Source organism: Pseudomonas sp. MWU13-2862 (assembly GCF_023242495.1).
GTDB classification, from domain to species: Bacteria; Pseudomonadota; Gammaproteobacteria; order Pseudomonadales; family Pseudomonadaceae; genus Aquipseudomonas; species Aquipseudomonas gingeri_D.
Map to the genome: position 1 here is coordinate 155,588 of NZ_JALMEZ010000005.1, position 18,636 is coordinate 174,223.

19 protein-coding genes are annotated in these 18,636 nt (G+C 58.5%); 4 read left to right on the top strand and 15 right to left on the bottom strand.

What is annotated here, in order from left to right; translation table 11 throughout:
• Positions 1 to 291 precede the first annotated feature (291 nt).
• The 4 genes from M5C56_RS11000 to M5C56_RS11015 form a co-directional block, all read right to left on the bottom strand.
• The gene (locus M5C56_RS11000) at positions 292 to 480 is read right to left on the bottom strand and encodes a hypothetical protein (RefSeq protein WP_177099156.1); all 189 of its coding nucleotides are present in this window, start codon (positions 478 to 480) and stop codon (positions 292 to 294) included.
• A 138-nt stretch (positions 481 to 618) separates the two neighbouring features.
• Complete coding sequence (locus M5C56_RS11005; protein ID WP_103496195.1) at positions 619 to 1,545, bottom strand: sugar ABC transporter substrate-binding protein; 927 nt, start codon at positions 1,543 to 1,545, stop codon at positions 619 to 621.
• Between the two features lie 98 nt (positions 1,546 to 1,643).
• The gene (locus M5C56_RS11010; RefSeq protein WP_103496196.1) at positions 1,644 to 2,432 is read right to left on the bottom strand and encodes a TIM barrel protein; all 789 of its coding nucleotides are present in this window, start codon (positions 2,430 to 2,432) and stop codon (positions 1,644 to 1,646) included.
• Entirely contained in the window at positions 2,432 to 3,451 is a 1,020-nt protein-coding gene (locus M5C56_RS11015; protein ID WP_103496197.1) for a Gfo/Idh/MocA family oxidoreductase, read from the bottom strand. Before M5C56_RS11015 ends, M5C56_RS11010 begins: the two co-directional genes overlap by 1 nt.
• 199 nt (positions 3,452 to 3,650) lie before the next feature.
• Here M5C56_RS11015 and M5C56_RS11020 point away from each other — a divergent pair, with 199 nt between their 5' ends.
• Positions 3,651 to 5,666: a sigma 54-interacting transcriptional regulator gene (locus tag M5C56_RS11020; protein WP_247263138.1), complete on the top strand. Its 2,016-nt coding sequence runs from the start codon at positions 3,651 to 3,653 to the stop codon at positions 5,664 to 5,666.
• A 94-nt stretch (positions 5,667 to 5,760) separates the two neighbouring features.
• On the opposite strand, the gene nhaA is transcribed toward M5C56_RS11020, so the two are convergent.
• The 3 genes from nhaA to M5C56_RS11035 all read right to left on the bottom strand — a co-directional run bounded on the left by nhaA (position 5,761) and on the right by M5C56_RS11035 (position 10,401).
• Complete coding sequence (gene nhaA, locus M5C56_RS11025; protein WP_103496198.1) at positions 5,761 to 7,104, bottom strand: Na+/H+ antiporter NhaA; 1,344 nt, start codon at positions 7,102 to 7,104, stop codon at positions 5,761 to 5,763.
• Between the two features lie 167 nt (positions 7,105 to 7,271).
• Positions 7,272 to 8,594 (bottom strand): chloride channel protein, encoded by a 1,323-nt coding sequence (locus M5C56_RS11030; RefSeq protein ID WP_103496199.1) that lies wholly within the window; start codon positions 8,592 to 8,594, stop codon positions 7,272 to 7,274.
• 133 nt (positions 8,595 to 8,727) lie between these two features.
• Positions 8,728 to 10,401, bottom strand: a complete 1,674-nt coding sequence (locus tag M5C56_RS11035) for a methyl-accepting chemotaxis protein (RefSeq protein WP_103496200.1) — start codon at positions 10,399 to 10,401, stop codon at positions 8,728 to 8,730.
• A gap of 395 nt (positions 10,402 to 10,796) precedes the next feature.
• Between M5C56_RS11035 and M5C56_RS11040 the strand changes: the two genes are divergently transcribed.
• Positions 10,797 to 11,729, top strand: a complete 933-nt coding sequence (locus M5C56_RS11040) for a chemotaxis protein CheV (RefSeq protein ID WP_103496210.1) — start codon at positions 10,797 to 10,799, stop codon at positions 11,727 to 11,729.
• Positions 11,730 to 11,815: 86 nt separating this feature from the next.
• On the opposite strand, the gene M5C56_RS11045 is transcribed toward M5C56_RS11040, so the two are convergent.
• Positions 11,816 to 12,052, bottom strand: coding sequence for a hypothetical protein (locus M5C56_RS11045; RefSeq protein ID WP_103496201.1), 237 nt, complete (start codon positions 12,050 to 12,052; stop codon positions 11,816 to 11,818).
• A gap of 173 nt (positions 12,053 to 12,225) precedes the next feature.
• Between M5C56_RS11045 and M5C56_RS11050 the strand changes: the two genes are divergently transcribed.
• Positions 12,226 to 12,567 carry a hypothetical protein gene (locus tag M5C56_RS11050; protein ID WP_103496202.1) on the top strand — a complete coding sequence of 114 codons (342 nt, stop codon included), beginning with the start codon at positions 12,226 to 12,228 and terminating at the stop codon, positions 12,565 to 12,567.
• Between the two features lie 146 nt (positions 12,568 to 12,713).
• Here M5C56_RS11050 and M5C56_RS11055 read toward each other — a convergent pair whose 3' ends face one another.
• From M5C56_RS11055 to M5C56_RS11065, 3 genes are all read right to left on the bottom strand, one after another.
• A complete protein-coding gene (locus M5C56_RS11055; RefSeq protein ID WP_247263137.1) occupies positions 12,714 to 13,640 on the bottom strand; it encodes a hypothetical protein in 927 nt (308 codons plus the stop codon).
• 109 nt (positions 13,641 to 13,749) lie between these two features.
• Entirely contained in the window at positions 13,750 to 13,935 is a 186-nt protein-coding gene (locus tag M5C56_RS11060; protein WP_103496203.1) for a hypothetical protein, read from the bottom strand.
• Positions 13,936 to 14,505: 570 nt separating this feature from the next.
• Positions 14,506 to 14,784, bottom strand: a complete 279-nt coding sequence (locus M5C56_RS11065; RefSeq protein ID WP_103496204.1) for a DUF3077 domain-containing protein — start codon at positions 14,782 to 14,784, stop codon at positions 14,506 to 14,508.
• Positions 14,785 to 15,299: 515 nt separating this feature from the next.
• Here M5C56_RS11065 and M5C56_RS11070 point away from each other — a divergent pair.
• On the top strand, positions 15,300 to 15,815 hold the full coding sequence (locus M5C56_RS11070) for a cytochrome b/b6 domain-containing protein (protein WP_247263136.1): 516 nt from the start codon (positions 15,300 to 15,302) through the stop codon (positions 15,813 to 15,815).
• A gap of 3 nt (positions 15,816 to 15,818) precedes the next feature.
• Here the strand turns inward: M5C56_RS11070 and M5C56_RS11075 are convergent, their stop codons facing one another.
• From M5C56_RS11075 to M5C56_RS11090, 4 genes are all read right to left on the bottom strand, one after another.
• Complete coding sequence (locus M5C56_RS11075) at positions 15,819 to 16,172, bottom strand: VOC family protein (RefSeq protein ID WP_103496206.1); 354 nt, start codon at positions 16,170 to 16,172, stop codon at positions 15,819 to 15,821.
• 81 nt (positions 16,173 to 16,253) lie between these two features.
• Entirely contained in the window at positions 16,254 to 16,733 is a 480-nt protein-coding gene (locus M5C56_RS11080; RefSeq protein ID WP_103496207.1) for a VOC family protein, read from the bottom strand.
• Positions 16,734 to 16,824: 91 nt separating this feature from the next.
• Entirely contained in the window at positions 16,825 to 16,986 is a 162-nt protein-coding gene (locus M5C56_RS11085; protein WP_103496208.1) for a DUF2986 domain-containing protein, read from the bottom strand.
• 174 nt (positions 16,987 to 17,160) lie between these two features.
• A complete protein-coding gene (locus tag M5C56_RS11090; protein WP_247263135.1) occupies positions 17,161 to 18,411 on the bottom strand; it encodes an outer membrane protein transport protein in 1,251 nt (416 codons plus the stop codon).
• Positions 18,412 to 18,636 lie beyond the last annotated feature (225 nt).

The window sequence follows — 18,636 nt, forward strand, 5'->3', positions numbered from 1 at the left end:
TTGTCTGGCCATTATTTATGCTTAAGCGTTGGGTCAAATAAATTCAGCAAGGGATAATGCGATTTGATCAGGTACAGCTCGTTGAATGGAGCAGGGCGCTACGCCTTGTTCTGCATGGTTCTATGCATACTCAGCTTGCCCTTTCAGCTATTTCCGTCCCATTCGGATTTTGGTCTTCAAGGAAAGACAGTCAAGTTGTTCAATGGGACGCTCAACCATGTAGCCTATCATCGGGGCCCCGGTGTGGACCTCGTGACAAAGAACCTGGAAACTGGGAGCTATCAGGTGTTTTCAGTCGTCAGACTGAGCAATTTCAGCAATAGATCCGGCCTGCTCAAGGGGCAGCCCATTGAGCTGAGCCATCTTGCAGGCAACGTGTTGACATGCCGGATCAATGGCATCGAGTTCTGTGCCGCGCGTTGTTGGGATGCAGCCAGCTGCATCAAAATGCAACGCTTGGTTAGCGACAAAACCGGCCAATTTTTCTCGTGGTTCTTATTTTCGTTCGCTGCGTTCTTTGCTGTGTGGTCCTTCGCAGAGCATCTGTACCATAAGCGCTTGAGCAGAGTGCGAACGTGATTCAAAGGAGGGGGGCTTGCGCCACCCTCCAATTCGACACTACTTGTAGTGCTGCTCAAACATCGCCACCTGCTCCGGCTTGATCAGCTGGAACGGCACCCACACATCCGGTTCAACCGCTTCGCCCTTGATCATCTTGATCGCCGACTGGACCGCCACGGTCGCCTGGGCCTTGGGGTCCTGGAAGACCGAGGCTATCAGCATCCCGCGCTTGATGGCCGCGAGGCCGTCAGGCAGGCCGTCGATGCCGACAATCGCAATCTCACCCTTGGCCTTGCCGGCCTGCTGCAAGGCCATGGCGGCGCCAATGGCCATCTCGTCGTTGTTGGCCACAATGGCGTCGAAGTGGGTGCCCGCCAACAGCCAGTTGCTGGTCAGGTCCATCCCTTTGTTGCGCTGCCACTCGGCACTTTGCTGCTCGACAATCTTGATCCCGGGATAGTCCTTGAGCACCTGTTTCACACCCTCGGTTCGGTCATGGGTGGCATTCTGCGCGAGGTCGCCCATGATGATCGCCAGGCTGCCTTTGCCCCCCAGCTTCTCGGCCAGATAACGCATCTGCAGTTGCCCGGCCTCGATATCATTCGACGCCACGGTGACCACACCCTTGGGCAGGGTACGTTCGTCCGGGTGGCGGTTGACGTAGACCAACGGGGTCTTCGCCTCGACGGCAGCGCGGGTCATATTGGCGGTGGCGGAGGTGTCCACCGGCAGGACGATCACCGCATCAACCTTCTGGCTGAGAAAGCCCTCGACCTGGTTGAGCTGACGCACCACATCGCCCTGGGCATCCTCGAACTGGATCTGCACGCCCTCCTGTTTGGCGGCGGCTTCCAGGCCATTGCGCACATAGGTCATGAAGTTGTCGTCAACCCGGGCAATGCTGACGCCGATGCGATAACCGGCGCTGGCCCATTGGCTGAAGAGCAGTAACAGCGTGGCAAAAAGCAGTGTGTAGCGACGCATGATGGTTTTCCTTTTGTTGTTATGAGTTGAAATTCATCAAGATCAAACATGAAGACCTCCGGCGCACTGCAAGTTGAATCCGCCGGAAGTACCGCTCCTCAATCAAGCGTGAACGCCTGCCGAAAGCGCTCAAGTGCCGTTTCGCTGTCGCCGCTGGCCCAACCCTCGAGCCCGACCACGCCGGTATATCCCATGCCGAACAAGGCCCTGGCAATAGCCGGATAATGAATCTCGCCGGTGCCGGGCTCCTTGCGTCCGGGGGCATCGGCGACCTGGATTTCGCCGATGGCGGGGCCGGCGCGCTGGATCAGTTCGATCAGGTTCCCTTCGCCGATCTGCGCGTGGTAAAGGTCAAGGTTCATCTTCAGATGCGGGCTCCCCACAGCCTCGATCAGCGCCAGGGTGTCATCGGCGCGGGCGAACGGGGTACCGGGGTGGTCGACCTCGGTGTTGAGGTTTTCCAGCAGGAACACCCGGCCGGCGTCTTCACCCAGGCGGGCGATTTTTTCCAGGGTCTTGCAGGCGCTCAGCCACATGCGGCCGGTGGTGCAGGCCACCGGTTTGACCGGCAGGCCCTTGTCGCCCAACCCCGTGCCATGCAGGTTGAGGCTCGGGCAGTTCAGTTGTGCGGCAACGGCCAGGGATTCCCGGGCGCTGTCGAGCAACTGGCGGATCTCTTCGGGGTCGGTCAGGTTGCCCGAGATATAGCCGGTCATGGAGGTGAAGTCGGCGCCGGTGGCGACCAGGGCGGCGATGTCCTTTTTTGTCCAGTCCCAGATTTCGGCGCTGAAGCCCAGTGCATGAATGCGTTTGACGCGCTCGGTAAACGGCAGGTCGAGGAAAACCATTTCGGCGCTGATCGCCAGCTTGAAGGGTGAGAAGCTCATCAATGGGCTCCTTGCACACGTACGGTTTTACCTTGCTGGAAGGACTCGATACAGGCGCGGGCAATGGCCAGTGCCGCCCGGGCATCTTCGCCGCTGGCCAGGGGTTTTTCCCCAGAACGTACACAGCCGACAAAGTGATTGAGCTCGGCAATGTAGGCATCACGCAGCAGGTCGGTGTCCAGGCGCAGCGTATCGGCCTGGATACCGCCGGCCAGATAGCGCACCAGGTCCGAGTCATTGACGTTGCCCATGGTCAGCATGCCGGCGCTGCCGAAGACTTCCCCGCGCACATCGTAGCCATACACCGCCTGGAAGTTGGCCTCGGCCGTGGCGATGGCGCCGTTGTCGAAGCGGATCGTCACCACGGCGGTGTCCAGCAGGCCCTTGTCCTTGTACTCCGGGGCGATCAGGGCATCGGCCATGGCATGCACCTCGACGGCTTCAGCGCCCGGGTTGAGGTAGCGCAGGGTGTCGAAGTCATGGATCAGGGTTTCGAGAAAGATCACCCACTGCGGTGAGGCGGCCGGGTTGTTCAGCGCCGGGTCGCGGGTCAGCGAGCGCAGCAGTTGCGGCGTGCCGATACGGCCGGCGACCACATCCAGGTGGGCGGTGCGAAAGCTTCTGGCAAAGCGCCGGTTGAAGCCGACCTGCAGCGTGACGCGGGCATCGGCGGCGGCGGCGATGGCGCGGTCGGCTTCGTCCAGGGTGATGGCCATGGGTTTTTCGCAGAACACGCCTTTGCCGGCGCGGGCGGCGCTGATCACCAGTTCGGCATGGCTACGGGCCGGGGCGGCAATCAGGACGGCGTCGATCTCGGGGTCATCGAGCAGTTGCTGTGGATCGGTATAGACCCGTGCCCCGCCCAGCTCCGCCGCCAGGCGGGCGGCCTGGCCGGGCACCGGGTCGGCGATAGCACTCAGGCAGGCACCGGGAATGTGCCGGGCGGCGGTCTGGGCATGAAAGCTGCCCATGCGACCGGCGCCGATAAGTCCCAGGCGGATGATCTTGGATGTGCTCATGAAAAATGACTCCGTCTTATTGTTGTTCATAGGGCTTGGCAGCAGGCAATGCCGTGGCTGGTACAAGGCATGGGAGCAAAGGCTGTGCCAATATTTAACTACTTGATATTTAACGGATTTATCTATGGGTATTTGAAGTGATTGTTCAATCGGATGACATGTCTATACTGACATGTCAAAAATATGAACATTTAGGCGGATGTCGATGACGGTGAACCCACAACTGATGGCCTTCAGTGCGCAGGATCTCGACTATCTGACCGCCTTGGGTCCCGCATCCTTGAGCGAGGGGCCGATTGCCGCCCTGGAGCAGGCTTGGTTGGCTTGCCGGCAAGGGCATCAGGATCGACCGGAAGGGGTCAGGCAGGTGATCTGGGACTCCTGGCGGCGCAGTGTCAGTGCCGGTCTCGATCCCGAGGACGGCGAGTATCGTCTGGTGACTCCGCAGGCTCTGAGCGCAACGCTGTCGGCCAATCGCGCGTTGATCACCGCCGCCGCGGAAGTCATGCGCGGGTTGCTGGCCTACAACCCCAGGGGTCATATCAACCTGACGGACGCCGAAGGAACGACCCTGTATTTCTGCGGCCTGGACCTCACACCCGTGGGCAGCCGATTGCTGGAGTCGGTCCAGGGCACCAACTGCACGGGCTTGGCACTGGCCGAAGACCGCCTGATGTACGTGCTGGCCGAGGAAAATTTCGGCACTGGCCTGCGTCGACGGCGCATGCACTGTGCCGCCGCACCGATCCGCGATGCCCAGGGCCGGACACTGGCCATGCTGACCCTGACCGCGGAGCCGGGCTGGTTCCATTTCCATACTTTGGGTACCGTGCAGGCGGCGGCCGAAGCCGTGTCGCGGCAGATGGCCTTGCAGGCCCTGCTGGATGAACAACAAGCCGTCCTTGAGGTGCTCAACGAAGGGCTGGTGGTGCTTGATGAGCGCGGCTGCATCAAGGCGCTCAACCGTTATGCCCGGCAACTGTTTCGCGTCGGCCGGGACCTGCTGGGCAGTCCGTTCGAGCGCCTGGGGCAGAGCGAGCTGACCGCCGAAATGTTATTGCGCAGCGGCGAGGGACTGCGGGATCTGGACTGCACCTTCGAGCTGCCTGACCGCAGCCACCTGGCGTGCCTGGTGTCGGTGTGCTCACTGGAGCAGGGCGGACGGATTGTTTCGCTGCGGGAGAACCGCCGTATCCGCGAAATTACCCGACGCATTATCGGCACCCAGGCCAGTTACACCTTCGAAACCATCCAGGGCAGTTCGCGGGCCATCCAGGACGCCTTGCACCTGGGCCGGATCGCCAGTCGCAGTGATTCCACCACCTTGATCCTGGGGGAGAGCGGCACCGGCAAGGAGCTGTTCGCCCAGGCGATCCATAACGCCAGCGAGCGTTGCAGCGGTCCGTTTGTCGCGGTCAATTGCGGCGCCATTCCCCGCGACCTGGTGCAGAGCGAACTCTTTGGTCATGTCGAGGGCGCCTTTACCGGCTCGGCCCGTGGCGGTTCGGCCGGGAAGTTCGAACTGGCCGATGGGGGTACCATCTTCCTCGACGAAATCGGCGATATGTCCTTCGAAGCCCAGGTCAGCTTGCTGCGGGTTTTGCAGGAGGGCGAGGTGACGCGGGTAGGGGCGAAAAAATCCCAGCGGGTCGATGTGCGCATTATCGCCGCCACCCACCGCAACCTGAGCCAGGCCGTGGCCGATGGGGCTTTTCGCGAAGACCTTTACTACCGCCTCAATGTCCTCAACCTGACGGTCCCGCCGCTGCGGATGCGCCGCGAGGATATTCCCTTGCTGGCGCGATATTTTCTCGGTCGCTGTGCCCAGTCGCTACGCAAGTCGGTGTTGGACCTGTCCCCCGAGGCCCTGGAGATACTGTTGGCCTACCACTGGCCGGGAAATGTCCGCGAGCTGGAAAACACCATCGAGCGCGCGACCAACCTGGCGATGACCGAGTTGATCCAGCCGGGCGACCTGCCGCTTGAAATCAAGCAGCGGCTCCAGCCGCCGGTACCGGGCCGTGTTCCTGAGCCCCGGGCGGCGTTGGACCTGGGCACCCATGAGATGAACGCGATCATCGCGGCCCTCAAGGACACCCGAGGCAATGTCCGCGTCGCCGCCAGGCAACTGAACGTCTCCCGTGGCGGGCTGTACAACAAGATGCAGCGCTTCGGACTGAACGCCGACGCGTTTCGTGATGCGGCAAGCGGTTGAGCTGCTGGCTCGATCCGCTTGCCTTGGAAGTGACGCCGTGCAGGCCTCGATGGTGCGGTTCCAGTCGTCCGTCTTGCCGACGCCGGCGACCCATTTATCCTTTCAACCGGGTCCTCCCCCAGAGCAACCCCAACACCGCCGCCAGGGACGACGCAGCGAGCACGCTCAGTTTTGCCGCCGAGAGTAGTCTCGGGTCGGTAAACGCCAGCGACGAAATGAAAATCGACATGGTAAATCCGATACCCGCCAGCAGGCCGACCAGGGCGACACCACTCCAGGTCACGCCTTCAGGCAGCCTGCAGATGTTCAGCTTGACCAGAACCACGCTGGCCAGCATGACCCCCAGGGGCTTGCCCAGTACCAGCGCCAGTATCACGCCCATGAACACATGCAGGGACAGCCCATCGTCCAGATTGACCCCCTGCAGGCTGACGCCCGCGTTGGCCAGCGCGAAGAGCGGCATGACGCCGAACGCCACCCACGGATGCAACCCGGCCTGAACGCGCTGGACCGGCGGCAACATTTCCCGCTGGGCCTGCCGGAGTTGCTTCAGGGGTTTGGCTACGGTCTGTGGGCTATCGCCCGAAGCGGAAAATCGATCCATCAGCTCCTGGAACGTCCGCCCGATAGTCTCCAGCGGCTGTTCCTTGGCGGGCCGGGAGCTGACCGGGGTCATCAGGCCGAGCATCACGCCTGCCAGGGTCGGATGCACGCCGGTCTTCAACAGTCCGAACCAGACAATAGCCCCCGGCAGCAGGTACGCATACGCCTTGCCGATGCCCATCCGCTGGAAGACCAGCACCAGCAACAGGCCGCCGGCCGCGATCACCAGTCCCAGGTAATCCAGGCTGGCGGCATAGAAGAGGGCAATGATCAGGATGGCGACGATGTCATCGATAATTGCCAGGGCCAGCAACAGGACGCGCACCCCGCTTGGAATCGATTTGCCCAACAGGGCAAGGACACCCACGGCAAAGGCAATGTCCGTGGCGGTGGGTACGGCCCAGCCGTTGGCTGCCGGGGTACCGTGGTTGAGCAGGGTGTAGATGATCGCCGGCATCAGCACGCCGCCCAAGGCGGCACCCAGGGGCAGGGTGGCCAGCTTCAGGTTGGCCAGTGCCCCGTCCTTGATCTCCTGGCGGATTTCAGCCCCTACCACCAGGAAGAAGATGGTCATCAGTCCATCGTTGACCAGAAAGTGCAGTGAACGCGAGACCGTGAAATCACCCAGGCCCAGCGTGAGCGGGGTGTTCCAGAAATGTTCGTAGGAGTCCGCGACGGGGCTGTTGGCCCAGATAAGGGCCACAATCGCGGCCAGCAGAAGCACGATGCCGCTGACGGCTTCGATATGCGAGAAGCGCTCCAGGGCCGACAAGGCGCGTTCGGTCAGAGCCTGCGGGCGAGGGATGGAAGGCGAGGCTGGGTGTCTTTCAGGCACAGCAATTCTCCGTTGGCGGCCCGACCAACGTTTATGCTTTAACCTGCGCTGTGCCGTATGCAGCAGCGCACCCAGCGCGATGATAAGAACCTGATGGGCGAGATGCAAATCCCCTGTGCCACACGACTCGATGGAGGCCTGCTGGCTCGTCGCGACCCAGCCCTGGGTTATGGGGTTTCTTTTTTAGAGGCGCTACCATCGTCCGAAGACTGAAGAAACCCCCGGGCCATCTGCTGGTACAGCTCGGGGCTCATCCGTGAACTGACCGCCTTGGCAATCAGCGCGACGGCCATGAGGCTGATCACCATCCCATGACTGTCGATCATCTCCATCACAATGATCGCGGAAGTGATGGGGGACTGGGTCACGGCGGCCAGGAAACCCACCATGCACAGGGCAATCATCGGCTGCGCGGCCAGGCCGAAAAAGTCGGCGGCATTGGCCCCCACGGCGGCGCCGACCGCCAGGGACGGGGCAAAAATACCGCCGGGAATACCGGAAAAATAAGTCACGAGGGTGGCGAGAAAGCGCGTGACAGGCGCGTGCCAAGGCAGGCCGGTATCGGAGGCAATGATATGGGTGGTGATGCCGTAACCGCTGCCAAATGACATCCCGCCACTCAACCAACCGAGGATCGCCACCAGCAGCCCGCAGACGCCTGCGAACCAGACCGGGTGGGTGCGGCGCCACTCCCAGATGATGAAATGACGATGGCGCTGGGGCCACAGCAGCATGCGGCTGAACAAACCACCCAGCAGCCCGCAGCCGACACCCGTTGCCAGCGCCGCGAGGGCGATGTCGAGTGTGATCTCCTGAACGTTGAAGTGACCGAAATAGTTGTAGTTGCCCTGCAAGGCGATGGCGACCATGCCCGACAGGATGATGGTGCTGAGCAGCACGCCGCTGGTTCTGGTTTCCAGCTTGCGTCCCAGTTCCTCCACGGCAAACGCGACACCGGCGAGGGGCGTATTGAACGCGGCGGCGATGCCCGCCGCGCCGCCGGCGAGGATCAGGTCTTCGCTACGGATGATGCGTGCATTGGGCAGGTAGCGATGAAAGAAATGCATGATCGAGGCGGCGACCTGGACCGAGGGGCCTTCGCGTCCCGCGGAAAAGCCGCCGGTCAGCGCCAATGTGCCAAGGCCTATCTTGGCGAAGGCGATACGCAGCGACACCAAGTGGTTGACCGGCGCGCCCTTGTGGGCCAGGCGGGTGGCGGCGATCACCTGGGGAATGCCACTGCCTTGGGCACCGACAAAAAAACGCGTGGTCATCCACACCACTAGCATGCCGACCAGTGGTGTGTAGATAAACGGCAGCCAGGGACGTTCGGCGGTGTGCAGGGCAAATTGTGTCAGCGCAAGGTCCGCCAGCCGGGCGAACATCACCACCAGTAATCCGGCGAGGGTCGCGGCAGCCCAGAGGGTTACGCGAGTGCGCCAGCGCAGGGAGGCAAAACGACGACGTAGCAGCAATAACGGTTTGATCACCCGGCAGGATTCCAGTTGAGGTTCAGGACGGCGCAAGGAGCAAGATTAGCCCGATAAGCGATCCCCTCCAACGGGTTTCGCGTGTATCGAAATGCTCCTGCGCCGAACCCTGCCTGACCTGCGGCGCCACCTGTTACAGCGAAAAGCGCGCCAGCATCCCATCCAGCTCCACTGCCAGACGCCCCAGCTCCTGGCTGGCATTGCTGGTTTGCGCCGCACCGCTGGCGGTCTGCATGGACAGATCGCGGATGCGTACCAGGTTATGGTCCACTTCACGGGCTACCTGGGCCTGCTGCTCGGCGGCGGTGGCGATCACCAGGTTGCGTTCGTCAATGCCGGCCACCGACCTGGAGATGCTCCCCAGCACATCCTTGGCCACCTGCGCCCGTTGGCGTGTACGGCCGGCCTGGGCGGCGCTTTCGGCCAGGGCCAGGACCGTGTCGCCGGTGCCCTGATGAATACCGTCCATCATCTTTTCGATTTCCCGGGTTGACGCATCGGTGCGTTGCGCCAAGCCACGCACTTCATCGGCCACCACGGCAAACCCGCGCCCCGCGTCACCGGCCCGCGCCGCCTCGATGGCCGCATTGAGCGCCAGCAGGTTGGTCTGGGCGGCCACGCTGCGGATCACCTCCAGCACCTTGCTGATGCCCTGGGTCTCCACCGCCAGGGCCTGGGCACGAAGGCTGGCCTGTTCGACCTGATCGGCGAGGACGCTGATATCGGCCATGGTCTCGTCCAGTTGCTGCTGGCCTTCGCGCACGGCAGTGCTGGAGCTGCGGGACTCGCTGGAGGTCTCCACCGCATTGCGCGCCACTTCCTCGACCACCTGGCTCATCTGGGTGACGGCGGTGGCGGCGTGTTCGATCTCGCCGTATTGCTGATGCAGGTCCTGGGCGCTGTCATGCATGATCGCGCCCATCTCCTGGGTGGCCGCGTTCAGGCGGCCGACGGCGCCGCCGATCTGATTGATCACCGCGTGAAGTTGATCGCGCATATGGCCGAGCATCTGCAGCAGTTGCGCCACTTCATCCTGGCCATGGGCGACCACCAGTTGACTGAGATCGCCGGCGGCCACGGTCTTGGCCACCTGCAAGGCCTGGCGCAGCGGCCGGGTGATGCTCACGCTCAGGCGCCAGGCCTGCAACAGCATCAGCACCAGCGCCACGCCGATGACAATCGGCAGCAACAGCTGGACCTTCTTGAAGGTGCTGGCGGTGTTTTCCAGGGCCTGCGCGGTGGTCTGCTTGTTCAGCTCGCGGAGCAGTTGCACCTGCATGTCCATCATCGAACCCTGGTTGGCCAGGTCGTTGTTGGACAGGTTGGTGGCCTCGCTCATTTTCTTCTGCTCGACCAGATCGATGGCCTGCTTGAACAGGGTGACAAATTGCTGCGAAGCGTCCTGCAGCAACTTGATCGAGTCCCGCTCGGTGCCTTCCGGGACCTTGGCCAGGTACTCGGTAAACCCCTGGTTCACCTCGGCACTGAGCTGTTGCAGGTTGATCTTGCGGTTGGTCAGTTCGGCCGGGTCGTTGGCATACACCAGCAACAGCGCGGCTTCGGTGCGCATCTTGGCCAGGTCGATGGCGATGGCGTCGGCCTGGGCGATACTCGACAGCGGTCCTTGCTCGATCAACTCGCCGTCATGGCGAATGTGCTGCATGGCCGTCAGGCACAACCCGCCCAGGGCGACCAGCAACAGGGCACAGAGCCCGAAGCTGGCCAGCAGGCGCTTGCCGATACTCAGGCGGCGCAGCAGGGCAGGTCGTTGGGAGGGCTTGCGGAGAAAGGCGAAACGAAGGTTCACGGCGTCGGGCTCTTAATGAGGAACTACGCCAGCGGTTGTAACAATATTGCATGATGGCTTTATGACGCTTTTGTGGATGACGGGAATTTCATGTTCGAACGGTGATGGCATTGCCCCTTGCAGACGGAGAACGATCAGACGAGCTACGCTCTAGGGAATTTCCTACCCTATGTCCTGTTATCCCTACCCAAAAATAGGGATGCACCGATGGTGGAGGGGCACGCATGCAGCGATGATTTTTTAACGCCAGTCAGTGCTCACGGCCTCTATTGCGCGATCCGCCTGATTGCGTTTACGCATTTCGGAAGCACTGCGCAGGTGACGGACCAACGATATCCAACCACTCCCGACCAGTGTTGGCGGGGATTGGCAATTGAATGCTCAAGGGGGTGGTGATGGCAGGTCTGATGGATTCCGTGAACAGTCGAACCCAGCTGGTGGGGCAGAATCGCCTCGAATTGCTGTTGTTCCGCTTCGATGAACACCAACTCTATGGCATCAACGTGTTCAAGGTGCGAGAGGTCATGCCCTGTCCGGCGTTGCATATCATGCCCAAGTCCCACCCCGTGGTCTGCGGTGTGGCCAATATTCGCGGCACCTCCATTCCGATCCTGGACCTGGCGCGGGCTACCGGTTTGCCTGGGGTCCAGGACATGGCCTCGGCGTTTGTGATCATTACCGAGTACAACACCAAGACCCAGGGTTTTCTGGTCTCGGCGGTCGAGCATATTGTGAACCTGAACTGGGAGGACATTCATCCGCCACCCAAGGGCAGTGGCTCCGATCATTACCTGACCGCCGTGACGCGGATCGATAACCGGTTGGTGGAAATCATTGATGTCGAGAAGGTGTTGTCCGAGGTGGCGCCCACCAGCGAAGTCATCTCCCTGGGGGTGATCGATGCCCAGACCAATGCCAAGGCCCCCGAATTCCTGGTACTGACGGTGGACGACTCGGTCGTGGCCCGCAAGCAGGTCAGTCGCTGCCTGGAGTCGGTGGGGGTGAAGGTGATAGCGCTCAACGATGGTCGCCAGGCCCTGGACTACCTGCATGGCATGCTCGACGAGGGAAAGTCGCCGGCGGACGATCTGCTGATGATGATCTCCGATATAGAAATGCCGGAGATGGACGGTTACACCCTGACGGCGGAGGTGAGAAATGATCCTCGGCTGCAGAAGCTGCATATTGTTTTGCACACGTCCTTATCCGGCATTTTCAACCAGGCGATGATCAAGAAAGTCGGGGCGGACGACTTTTTGGCCAAGTTTCGCCCCGATGACCTGGCCAGTCGCGTGGTTGAGCGTATACAGGCGGTCGGGAAGGGCTGATCGTCTGTTGTTGCTCAATGCGGTGCTGTTTCGACGGGAGGAGGCCGTAGGCCTTGTGCGGGTGAGGCACCGCTCATACTCGGCCGCTAAAGCCAGGTATTCACCACCCGCCGATCCAGCTCCTCCCACTCCGCCATGCCCAGCACCCGGGTGGTGTTCAAGCCGCGCAAATAACCGCGCAACTGATTGGCGGTGGCCTGGAGAAGCTCGGGGTCGGCCGGGCTTTCGGCCAGCAGTACGGATTCGTACTGGACCAGGTAATCGGCCACCCGCTCACGGAAATCGGGCAAAACGGCGTCGCGGATCAGGTCGAATGTTCTCAAGGAGACCTCCTTATGAGTCTTTTATTGTGGTGATGGGGTGTGTCGCTGCCTGCACGGCGGACAACTATTGCTAGACGTAATACTCACCATCACGAAACGCAAGTTCTACTTTGTCGACAATAACCGGAAAATCGCCGCCATCGAACACATTGCTTATTTTCAGGAAGAGATTGATGCGCCCTTCATTTGTGCTTGCCGTGGCCTTGGGCTCTTTGTTGCTGGCCGGTTGTGCCTCCGCGCCGAACGACCCGACCCTGACCTTGCAGACCAGCAAGACCCCAGCCCAATACGCCGACTGCGTCGTACCGAAATTGCAGCACAGCGCGTTGAACCCGACCGTCTCGCAGACCCAGCGCAGCTACCGGATCGTGGTGACGAGCAAGGTCTCGGCGGACAACGTGCTGGAGGCCCACAAGGCTGGGACGGGTGGCAAGGTGTTCGTCTACGAGCGGCATTTGCTGGCGTCGAACTTTCTGCCTTCGAGTTTTGAACGTGCGGCTCAGGATTGCATCTGACGTCGGCGTGTAAACGTTCTTTATCGCGCTCCTTTGGTTGGCCGCAACCGACCCATTTTTTTGCCCCGCACCGGGTTCGGTTGTGGGGCTTTTTTTGTTTGGGGTGTCGTAAATTGGTCAGGCTTTTTGGATCCTGCTTTCTGCTTTCAGTGAGCTAGTAGTATGAATGAGTCCATGATGTGAATGCATGCGGTTTTCAGGCTCATTGTTTTTTTATTAACTTTCCATAATTTAACGCCAAATGGGTGCTCAGTTAGCTCCATTGAAAAAGCGAACATCTGGGGGTATCCGCCTGTGTCATTAGCTCGAATATATCCATCTCCGCTTTTGTAAAATTTTATTGTTAAATTTCCTCTGCTTAACATGAAGCCCTCTCCCTCACTACGTATGAGTATTTTTGCTCTATCTGCTGCACCAAGATTTATCTTTTCTGAGAGGTTTTCAATGTGGATTTTGATTTTATCCAGTGCTTGCTTTGTATTGTCGATTAGGTGGGTTTTTGCTGGGCGGAAAGAAACCTTAGGCAAACTCTTCGATTTACTGAGTATCAATGGGAAGGTTATGCAGCCATGAAAAGTTTGTGAGAAAAAAATACCAACTAAAATTCTACTAAGGTTTAGAATTTTAATAGGGTAGGTGATTGTTCTTCTAAAAAAATAAATTGGTTTCATAAAATAAAAGCCTAAATATTTTCCACTTACACCCTTGTAGATCCCGATCTTAGGCTCGCTCAAGGCTTTATGGGCTTTTACTCTTGAAACTTCAGAGTCAAGAAGAGAGTATTCTATGATGCCATCAGGATCTTGGTTGTCGTCTTCTACCCCATAGTAGTATGGGTTGTAAGATCCGATTGTCTGCCACCCTCGCGACGAACAGTTATATAGTAAATCTACCCTGATGTCTCCTTCGGGATTTAAATAGGTTCCAGTGTGGCGATCGCTTTTAAATTCGATAGTAAGCTGGGCGCTTGATTTGCTGAGAATTGATATTGGCGAAAATGAATTGGTCTCGGCTTCTTTTAATGACTGTTTTAGGCGTGGTAGCTTTAGTAATAAATTTTTAGCAAATAACATGTGTGGTGATGGTGCTGTCCCTCTTGCATCGTAGATTCTTATAGCAAAATCGTCGATCCGTCCTATTTTGTTTCTTTTGTTAAAAATTTCTATTTTTAAAAAAACCGACTCAAGTTTTTTTTGCTTTTCCAGTAAAGGTTTTTTCGTTTGTGGAGAATTTGAAAAATAATGTATTTGATATTTGAAATTTTGGATTGAATTTTAAGATGTAGTTGTCGATAAATGTGAAGAAGCCAAGTATTCCGCCAACCGCTCCTATAATTGAGCTGATAGCCTGTAAGTCGCTGGTGATCATATTTTCTCCTATAAAAAATAGTAGGTGGGGAATGGTGAGGTTATTTCTTGCTCTCGAATTCCGTTTCTAGTTAAAAATCTCCCGAGCTGACTAGGTCACGCTTGAAGCTACGGTTGAAAAAAATACATAAATATTTTTCTGTGCCCAGTTCTGGGTTAGCATCCAGACTAGCAATTTTTTGTTTTAAAGGATAGATTGCTTGTGTTTTTTATACGAAATTTAATGGCCACTTCTGGTCAGTTGCAGTCGTTGATAGGGTTAGTAGAGAGTCGGGAGCCTGCTATGAATTTCCAGGTGTAGGTGACGTCGTACTGCGTTGACTGGTGAATGGATAGCAATACGACTGCGCAGAGTCGCACACAGCCAGAACTGTAGTCAGAGGTTAGGGGGGATAGATTGGTTTTCCCGTTATTGCTGTGTTAAATCAATCTTGCCCACTATTAACATGAAAACGCCATAGTGCATCAGGGGGGGCAGCGTTTTTTTGACGCCAATCGCGAGCAAGCTTACTTCAATAGTAGCTTTGTCTGGCCGGTAATTTCGACCGGCCAGTAGTTGTCCAGTCCCAACCTAGGCCTTTTGGCCAGACAACATCCTCTGGTTCAGATCGTCGACCACCGCCTTGCCCATTTCACAAAGGTAGTGGGACGCCCACGCATAACGTTCCCCATCTTTCTCCATGGCCGCATCCAAGGCCAAGTGTTTTGCGCAGTAAAACAGATTGGAGGCGTGCTCCATGGCGTCCTTGATCGGGATATCCGGGTTAACTCGGAACAACTCCTGATCACCCGCACCGCAGGAGGCAAAAGTAATGACACCGAGAGTCTTTATAGGGGGATGGTCACTCATTGAACACCTCCAGCAATTACGCAGGTGTCCGAGGTGTGAAGGTCCGAAGCGAGTACGTGCATGTCTAAAGCTCCTACGTCTAAGTGAGAGCCGCCACGTTCGTTCCAAGCGAGGGGGTGGCAGCTGTACGCAGGTTGGAAACCGGGGACATAGGACCCGGCAGGACCGAAATCCTCCCGCGCACAGCCGCCATTGAAAAAAGCGGACGAAAAAACGCCCGCAATTGTAACCGATGGGCGCCTGTGCGCTATGTCTTCGGGTTTCCAAGCCCGGTCGCCGAATAGGCGGCGACATTCGAAGACTAGTGCCCAGCCTTCACAGCGACAAGCCCGGGAGTATTACCGATTGTGGCGAAGGGATTTCATTGACGCAGAGCATCCAAACCCCGCAAACACAGGGGGTAGGGCGCCCAAACCCTTGCAGTGCGGATAGCGGGATAGTACCGTGGCACTGCAAATAGAAATGCAAATCCTTCTTACTAATGGGCGCCGCACGATTTTATGGACCAACCCGTCTTGCAATCACCCCCCAAGCCCTATACGACCACCCGTATCTACCTGCATTGGATCTCCGCGCTGGTCATCCTCTGGGCTACGTTGAGCGGCTTTGGTGTGACCTTGCTTCCCGTGCATCACCCCGTTCGCCAGTGGGTGGAAAGCATCAATCCCCAAATAACCACGGTGTTTATTCCGCTCTTTGCCTGGCGCCTGTGGTTATACCTGAGCGCCTCGTCCGAACAGCCGACAGGCCCCCGAGACCTGCAGAAAAGCATCGCCAAGCTGACCCACACCCTGATCTATTTCTGCGTAAGTGGCGTACTGCTGACCGGTGTGGTGATGATGAACCATCCCGTGCTGTTGCTTGGGATCATGCCATTGCCGCAGTTGCTTCACTCGGTGCCAGCCCTGGCAGAGGTTCAACAACTGCATCATCTGCTCTGCACGATGCTGGTCGCGCTGCTGGCATTGCACTTGGCCGCAGTGGTGCGGCATCAGTTCCGAGGCAACCCGGTGCTGCGCCGGATGCTATGAAGTTCAGCCACTGTGTTGCAACACATTGATCAACGTACCCAGTGGATCACGCACGAAGAAGCGCCGAACGCCCCAAGGTTCGACGGTCAGCGGGTAGGGGATCTCGTAACCCGCACGTTGCGCCCGCTCGAAGACCTCGTCGAGGTTGTCCACTTCGATGGACAGCTGCGGAACCGGCGCGCCGGAACCGCCTTCGCTGGCAATGCTCAGCTGTGCGAGGGCCTGGCTGTCGGAGGCCAGGGTGACGATCCAGCCGTGGTCCATCACCGGGGCGATATCAAACAGCTCGCTATAAAAGGTTGCGACTTCGGCGGGGTGCTGGCTGGTCAGGTTGGCGACGATACGGCGGATGGTCATGACGGGCTCCAGATGGGACAGGAGCGTTCAGCATAGTCGGATTGCCAATCTATCCAAACACCCGGCCCCGAGTCGTACGGCTTAACCCTTCAGCGCCGCTTCGATCACCGCGATATCAATCTTTCTCATGCCCATCATGGCCTCGAACGCCCGCTTGGCCGCGGCTCGATCAGGGCTGGCGATCGCTGTCGTCAATACACGTGGGGTGATCTGCCACGACAGCCCCCACTTGTCCTTGCACCAGCCGCAGGCACTTTCCTCGCCGCCGTTGCCGATAATCGCGTTCCACAGGCGATCCGTTTCGGCTTGATCGTCGGTCGCCACCTGGAACGAAAACGCCTCGCTATGTTTGAACACCGGGCCGCCGTTCAGCCCGAGACAAGGGATGCCCATCACGCTGAATTCGACCGTCAGGACATCGCCCTGTTTGCCCGAAGGGTAGTCGCCAGGTGCACGGTGGACGGCGCTCACCGCGCTGTCCGGGAAAGTCTCGGCATAAAACGTCGCGGCCTCCAGGGCGGTGCCGTCGTACCAGAGACAAATCGTGTTTTTGCCGGTCATCTTGAGTCTCCACGATTGGGGAATGGTCCGTGGATTTTAGTCGATGACAGATTGGAGCGATTGCCGAGCATGCCGTGATGCCCGTTATCGATCAGCTTTCAGGGGAGATGATGGGGGCTTGACCGGCTTCAGCCGCCAGTTTCAATCGGTCAGCTTTACTGATGTATGTGTTTTTGCTCTTGGGGGCCAATTTGGCACTGGCCTTTTTGGCGTTGGCCTTGAATAACTGCTTCAGCTTTTTTTGACGATTCATATTTTCCTACTCGGCTTGTCAATGCATGAATGGTATCAGCTCCTTGATCGGCTTGAGAAAACAAAACACCCCGCGAAAGCTGACCTTCGCAGGGTGTGGGGGGCTCTCATCAACCTGCATCAGACCTTGCAGGTTCTTCTAGCCAACAATCGAGCGCTTCAAGCTCGCCGTGAATCAGAACTTGTAGGTAAAGCCCAGGCCGTAGCCCCATGCGCTGTTTTGGTACTGGGCGCTGTAGGAGCCTTTCTGCGGGTTGTTCAGGTTGATGTTGACGTCTTCTTCCTTGAGGTAGGAGACGGCGAGGTCGATGGTCAGGTCGTCGGTTGGGCTGTAGCCGGCACCGACGCTGACAACACGGCGATCACCCGTTGGGATGCGCACGGAACGGTCGGTGTTGTTGGTCGGTGCCTGGTCGACCGACAGGCCGCTGCGCAGGACCCATTCCTTGTTGACCCGGTAGGACACGCCAATGGCCGAGGCCCAGGTGTCATGCCAGTTCTGCGGTTCGGTGCTGGTGGTGAGCTGGCCGGCGAGCGGGCCGGTCACACCCTGGTTGTTGATGGTGATGTCTTGCAGGCGGCTCCAGCGGGTCCAGGTGGCACCGCCATAGACGGTCCACTGATCATCCAGTTTCTGGGTGATCGAGAAGTCCACGTTCTCTGGCGTGGTGATATCCAGGGAGGTCTTGTAGCGGGCGTCGGGAATCCTGAAACCGGTGAGGCCGGTGACGCTGGTGTGGCCGTCCAGCGAATAGCTGACCTTGGAATGGTAGGTCAGGCCCAGGCGGGTGGTGTCGGTCGGTTGGACAATCACACCGACGTTGTAGCCCACCGCGGTGTCGTCGCCCTTGACGTCGACAAAGCCGTTGCCGATCGGCAGCGTGGAGCTCAGCTCGCCGTTGATACGGTTGAAGGTCGGACCGAAACCGATGGAAACCACGTCGTTGATGGCGTAGCTGACCGTCGGTTGCAGGGTCACAACCTTGACCTGGCTCTTCTGGCCGTAGTTGCTGCCGGCAAAGCCGCTTTCATAATCGGTGATCAGGCCGAAAGGTGCGTAGGCCCCCAGACCCACTGCCCAGCCGTTACCCAGCTGTTTGACGAAGAAGGCATTGGGTACGGACGTGAACGGGACCATATCACCGTCGTTGGTGCCGCCCGGGCGACCGCCGCTGGTGTTCTTGATATCGGTCTTGGCATCCAGCACCGCGACGCCGGCAGTGACTTGGTCGCGCTTGAGCAGCGACATGCCGGCCGGGTTACCGTAAAGGGTGCTGGCATCTTCGGCGGAAGAAGAACGACCGGCATAACCGGTGCCCATTCCGCTGATGCTTTGTTCGTTGATGGCAATACCACTGGCGAAAAGTGGGCTGGAAGCGAGGGTAACGGCAAGGCTAAGTGTGGTCTTGAGTATGACTTTTTTCATTATTAGAACTCTGGGGGTAATCACGTGCGGCGCAAATTACCAATGTTTCAGTTTTGATGCTATAGGCTGAATGGCTTGAGATAGAGCGGCTTGTAGGGCAATCCGACGAGAAATTGCCAGGTTTTATGGAAAATAGGTGTTTGTGATAACGGTCGATAGAAGTGGCTGATGAGTCATGGCTTTTTCAGGTGCGGGGATCTCTCTGAGACTTTCTCCGCTCGCCAC

Bases quoted from the DNA above. Each gene is read 5' to 3' on its own strand.
- M5C56_RS11060 (WP_103496203.1), bottom strand. From the start codon at position 13,935: ATGATCACCAGCGACTTACAGGCTATCAGCTCAATTATAGGAGCGGTT.
- M5C56_RS11090 (WP_247263135.1), bottom strand. From the start codon at position 18,411: ATGAAAAAAGTCATACTCAAGACCACACTTAGCCTTGCCGTTACCCTC.
- M5C56_RS11085 (WP_103496208.1), bottom strand. From the start codon at position 16,986: ATGAATCGTCAAAAAAAGCTGAAGCAGTTATTCAAGGCCAACGCCAAA.
- M5C56_RS11075 (WP_103496206.1), bottom strand. From the start codon at position 16,172: ATGACCATCCGCCGTATCGTCGCCAACCTGACCAGCCAGCACCCCGCC.
- M5C56_RS11055 (WP_247263137.1), bottom strand. From the start codon at position 13,640: ATGTTATTTGCTAAAAATTTATTACTAAAGCTACCACGCCTAAAACAG.
- M5C56_RS11010 (WP_103496196.1), bottom strand. From the start codon at position 2,432: ATGAGCTTCTCACCCTTCAAGCTGGCGATCAGCGCCGAAATGGTTTTC.
- M5C56_RS11005 (WP_103496195.1), bottom strand. From the start codon at position 1,545: ATGCGTCGCTACACACTGCTTTTTGCCACGCTGTTACTGCTCTTCAGC.
- M5C56_RS11050 (WP_103496202.1), top strand. From the start codon at position 12,226: ATGCGCCCTTCATTTGTGCTTGCCGTGGCCTTGGGCTCTTTGTTGCTG.
- M5C56_RS11080 (WP_103496207.1), bottom strand. From the start codon at position 16,733: ATGACCGGCAAAAACACGATTTGTCTCTGGTACGACGGCACCGCCCTG.
- M5C56_RS11020 (WP_247263138.1), top strand. From the start codon at position 3,651: ATGTCGATGACGGTGAACCCACAACTGATGGCCTTCAGTGCGCAGGAT.
- M5C56_RS11015 (WP_103496197.1), bottom strand. From the start codon at position 3,451: ATGAGCACATCCAAGATCATCCGCCTGGGACTTATCGGCGCCGGTCGC.
- M5C56_RS11040 (WP_103496210.1), top strand. From the start codon at position 10,797: ATGGCAGGTCTGATGGATTCCGTGAACAGTCGAACCCAGCTGGTGGGG.
- M5C56_RS11065 (WP_103496204.1), bottom strand. From the start codon at position 14,784: ATGAGTGACCATCCCCCTATAAAGACTCTCGGTGTCATTACTTTTGCC.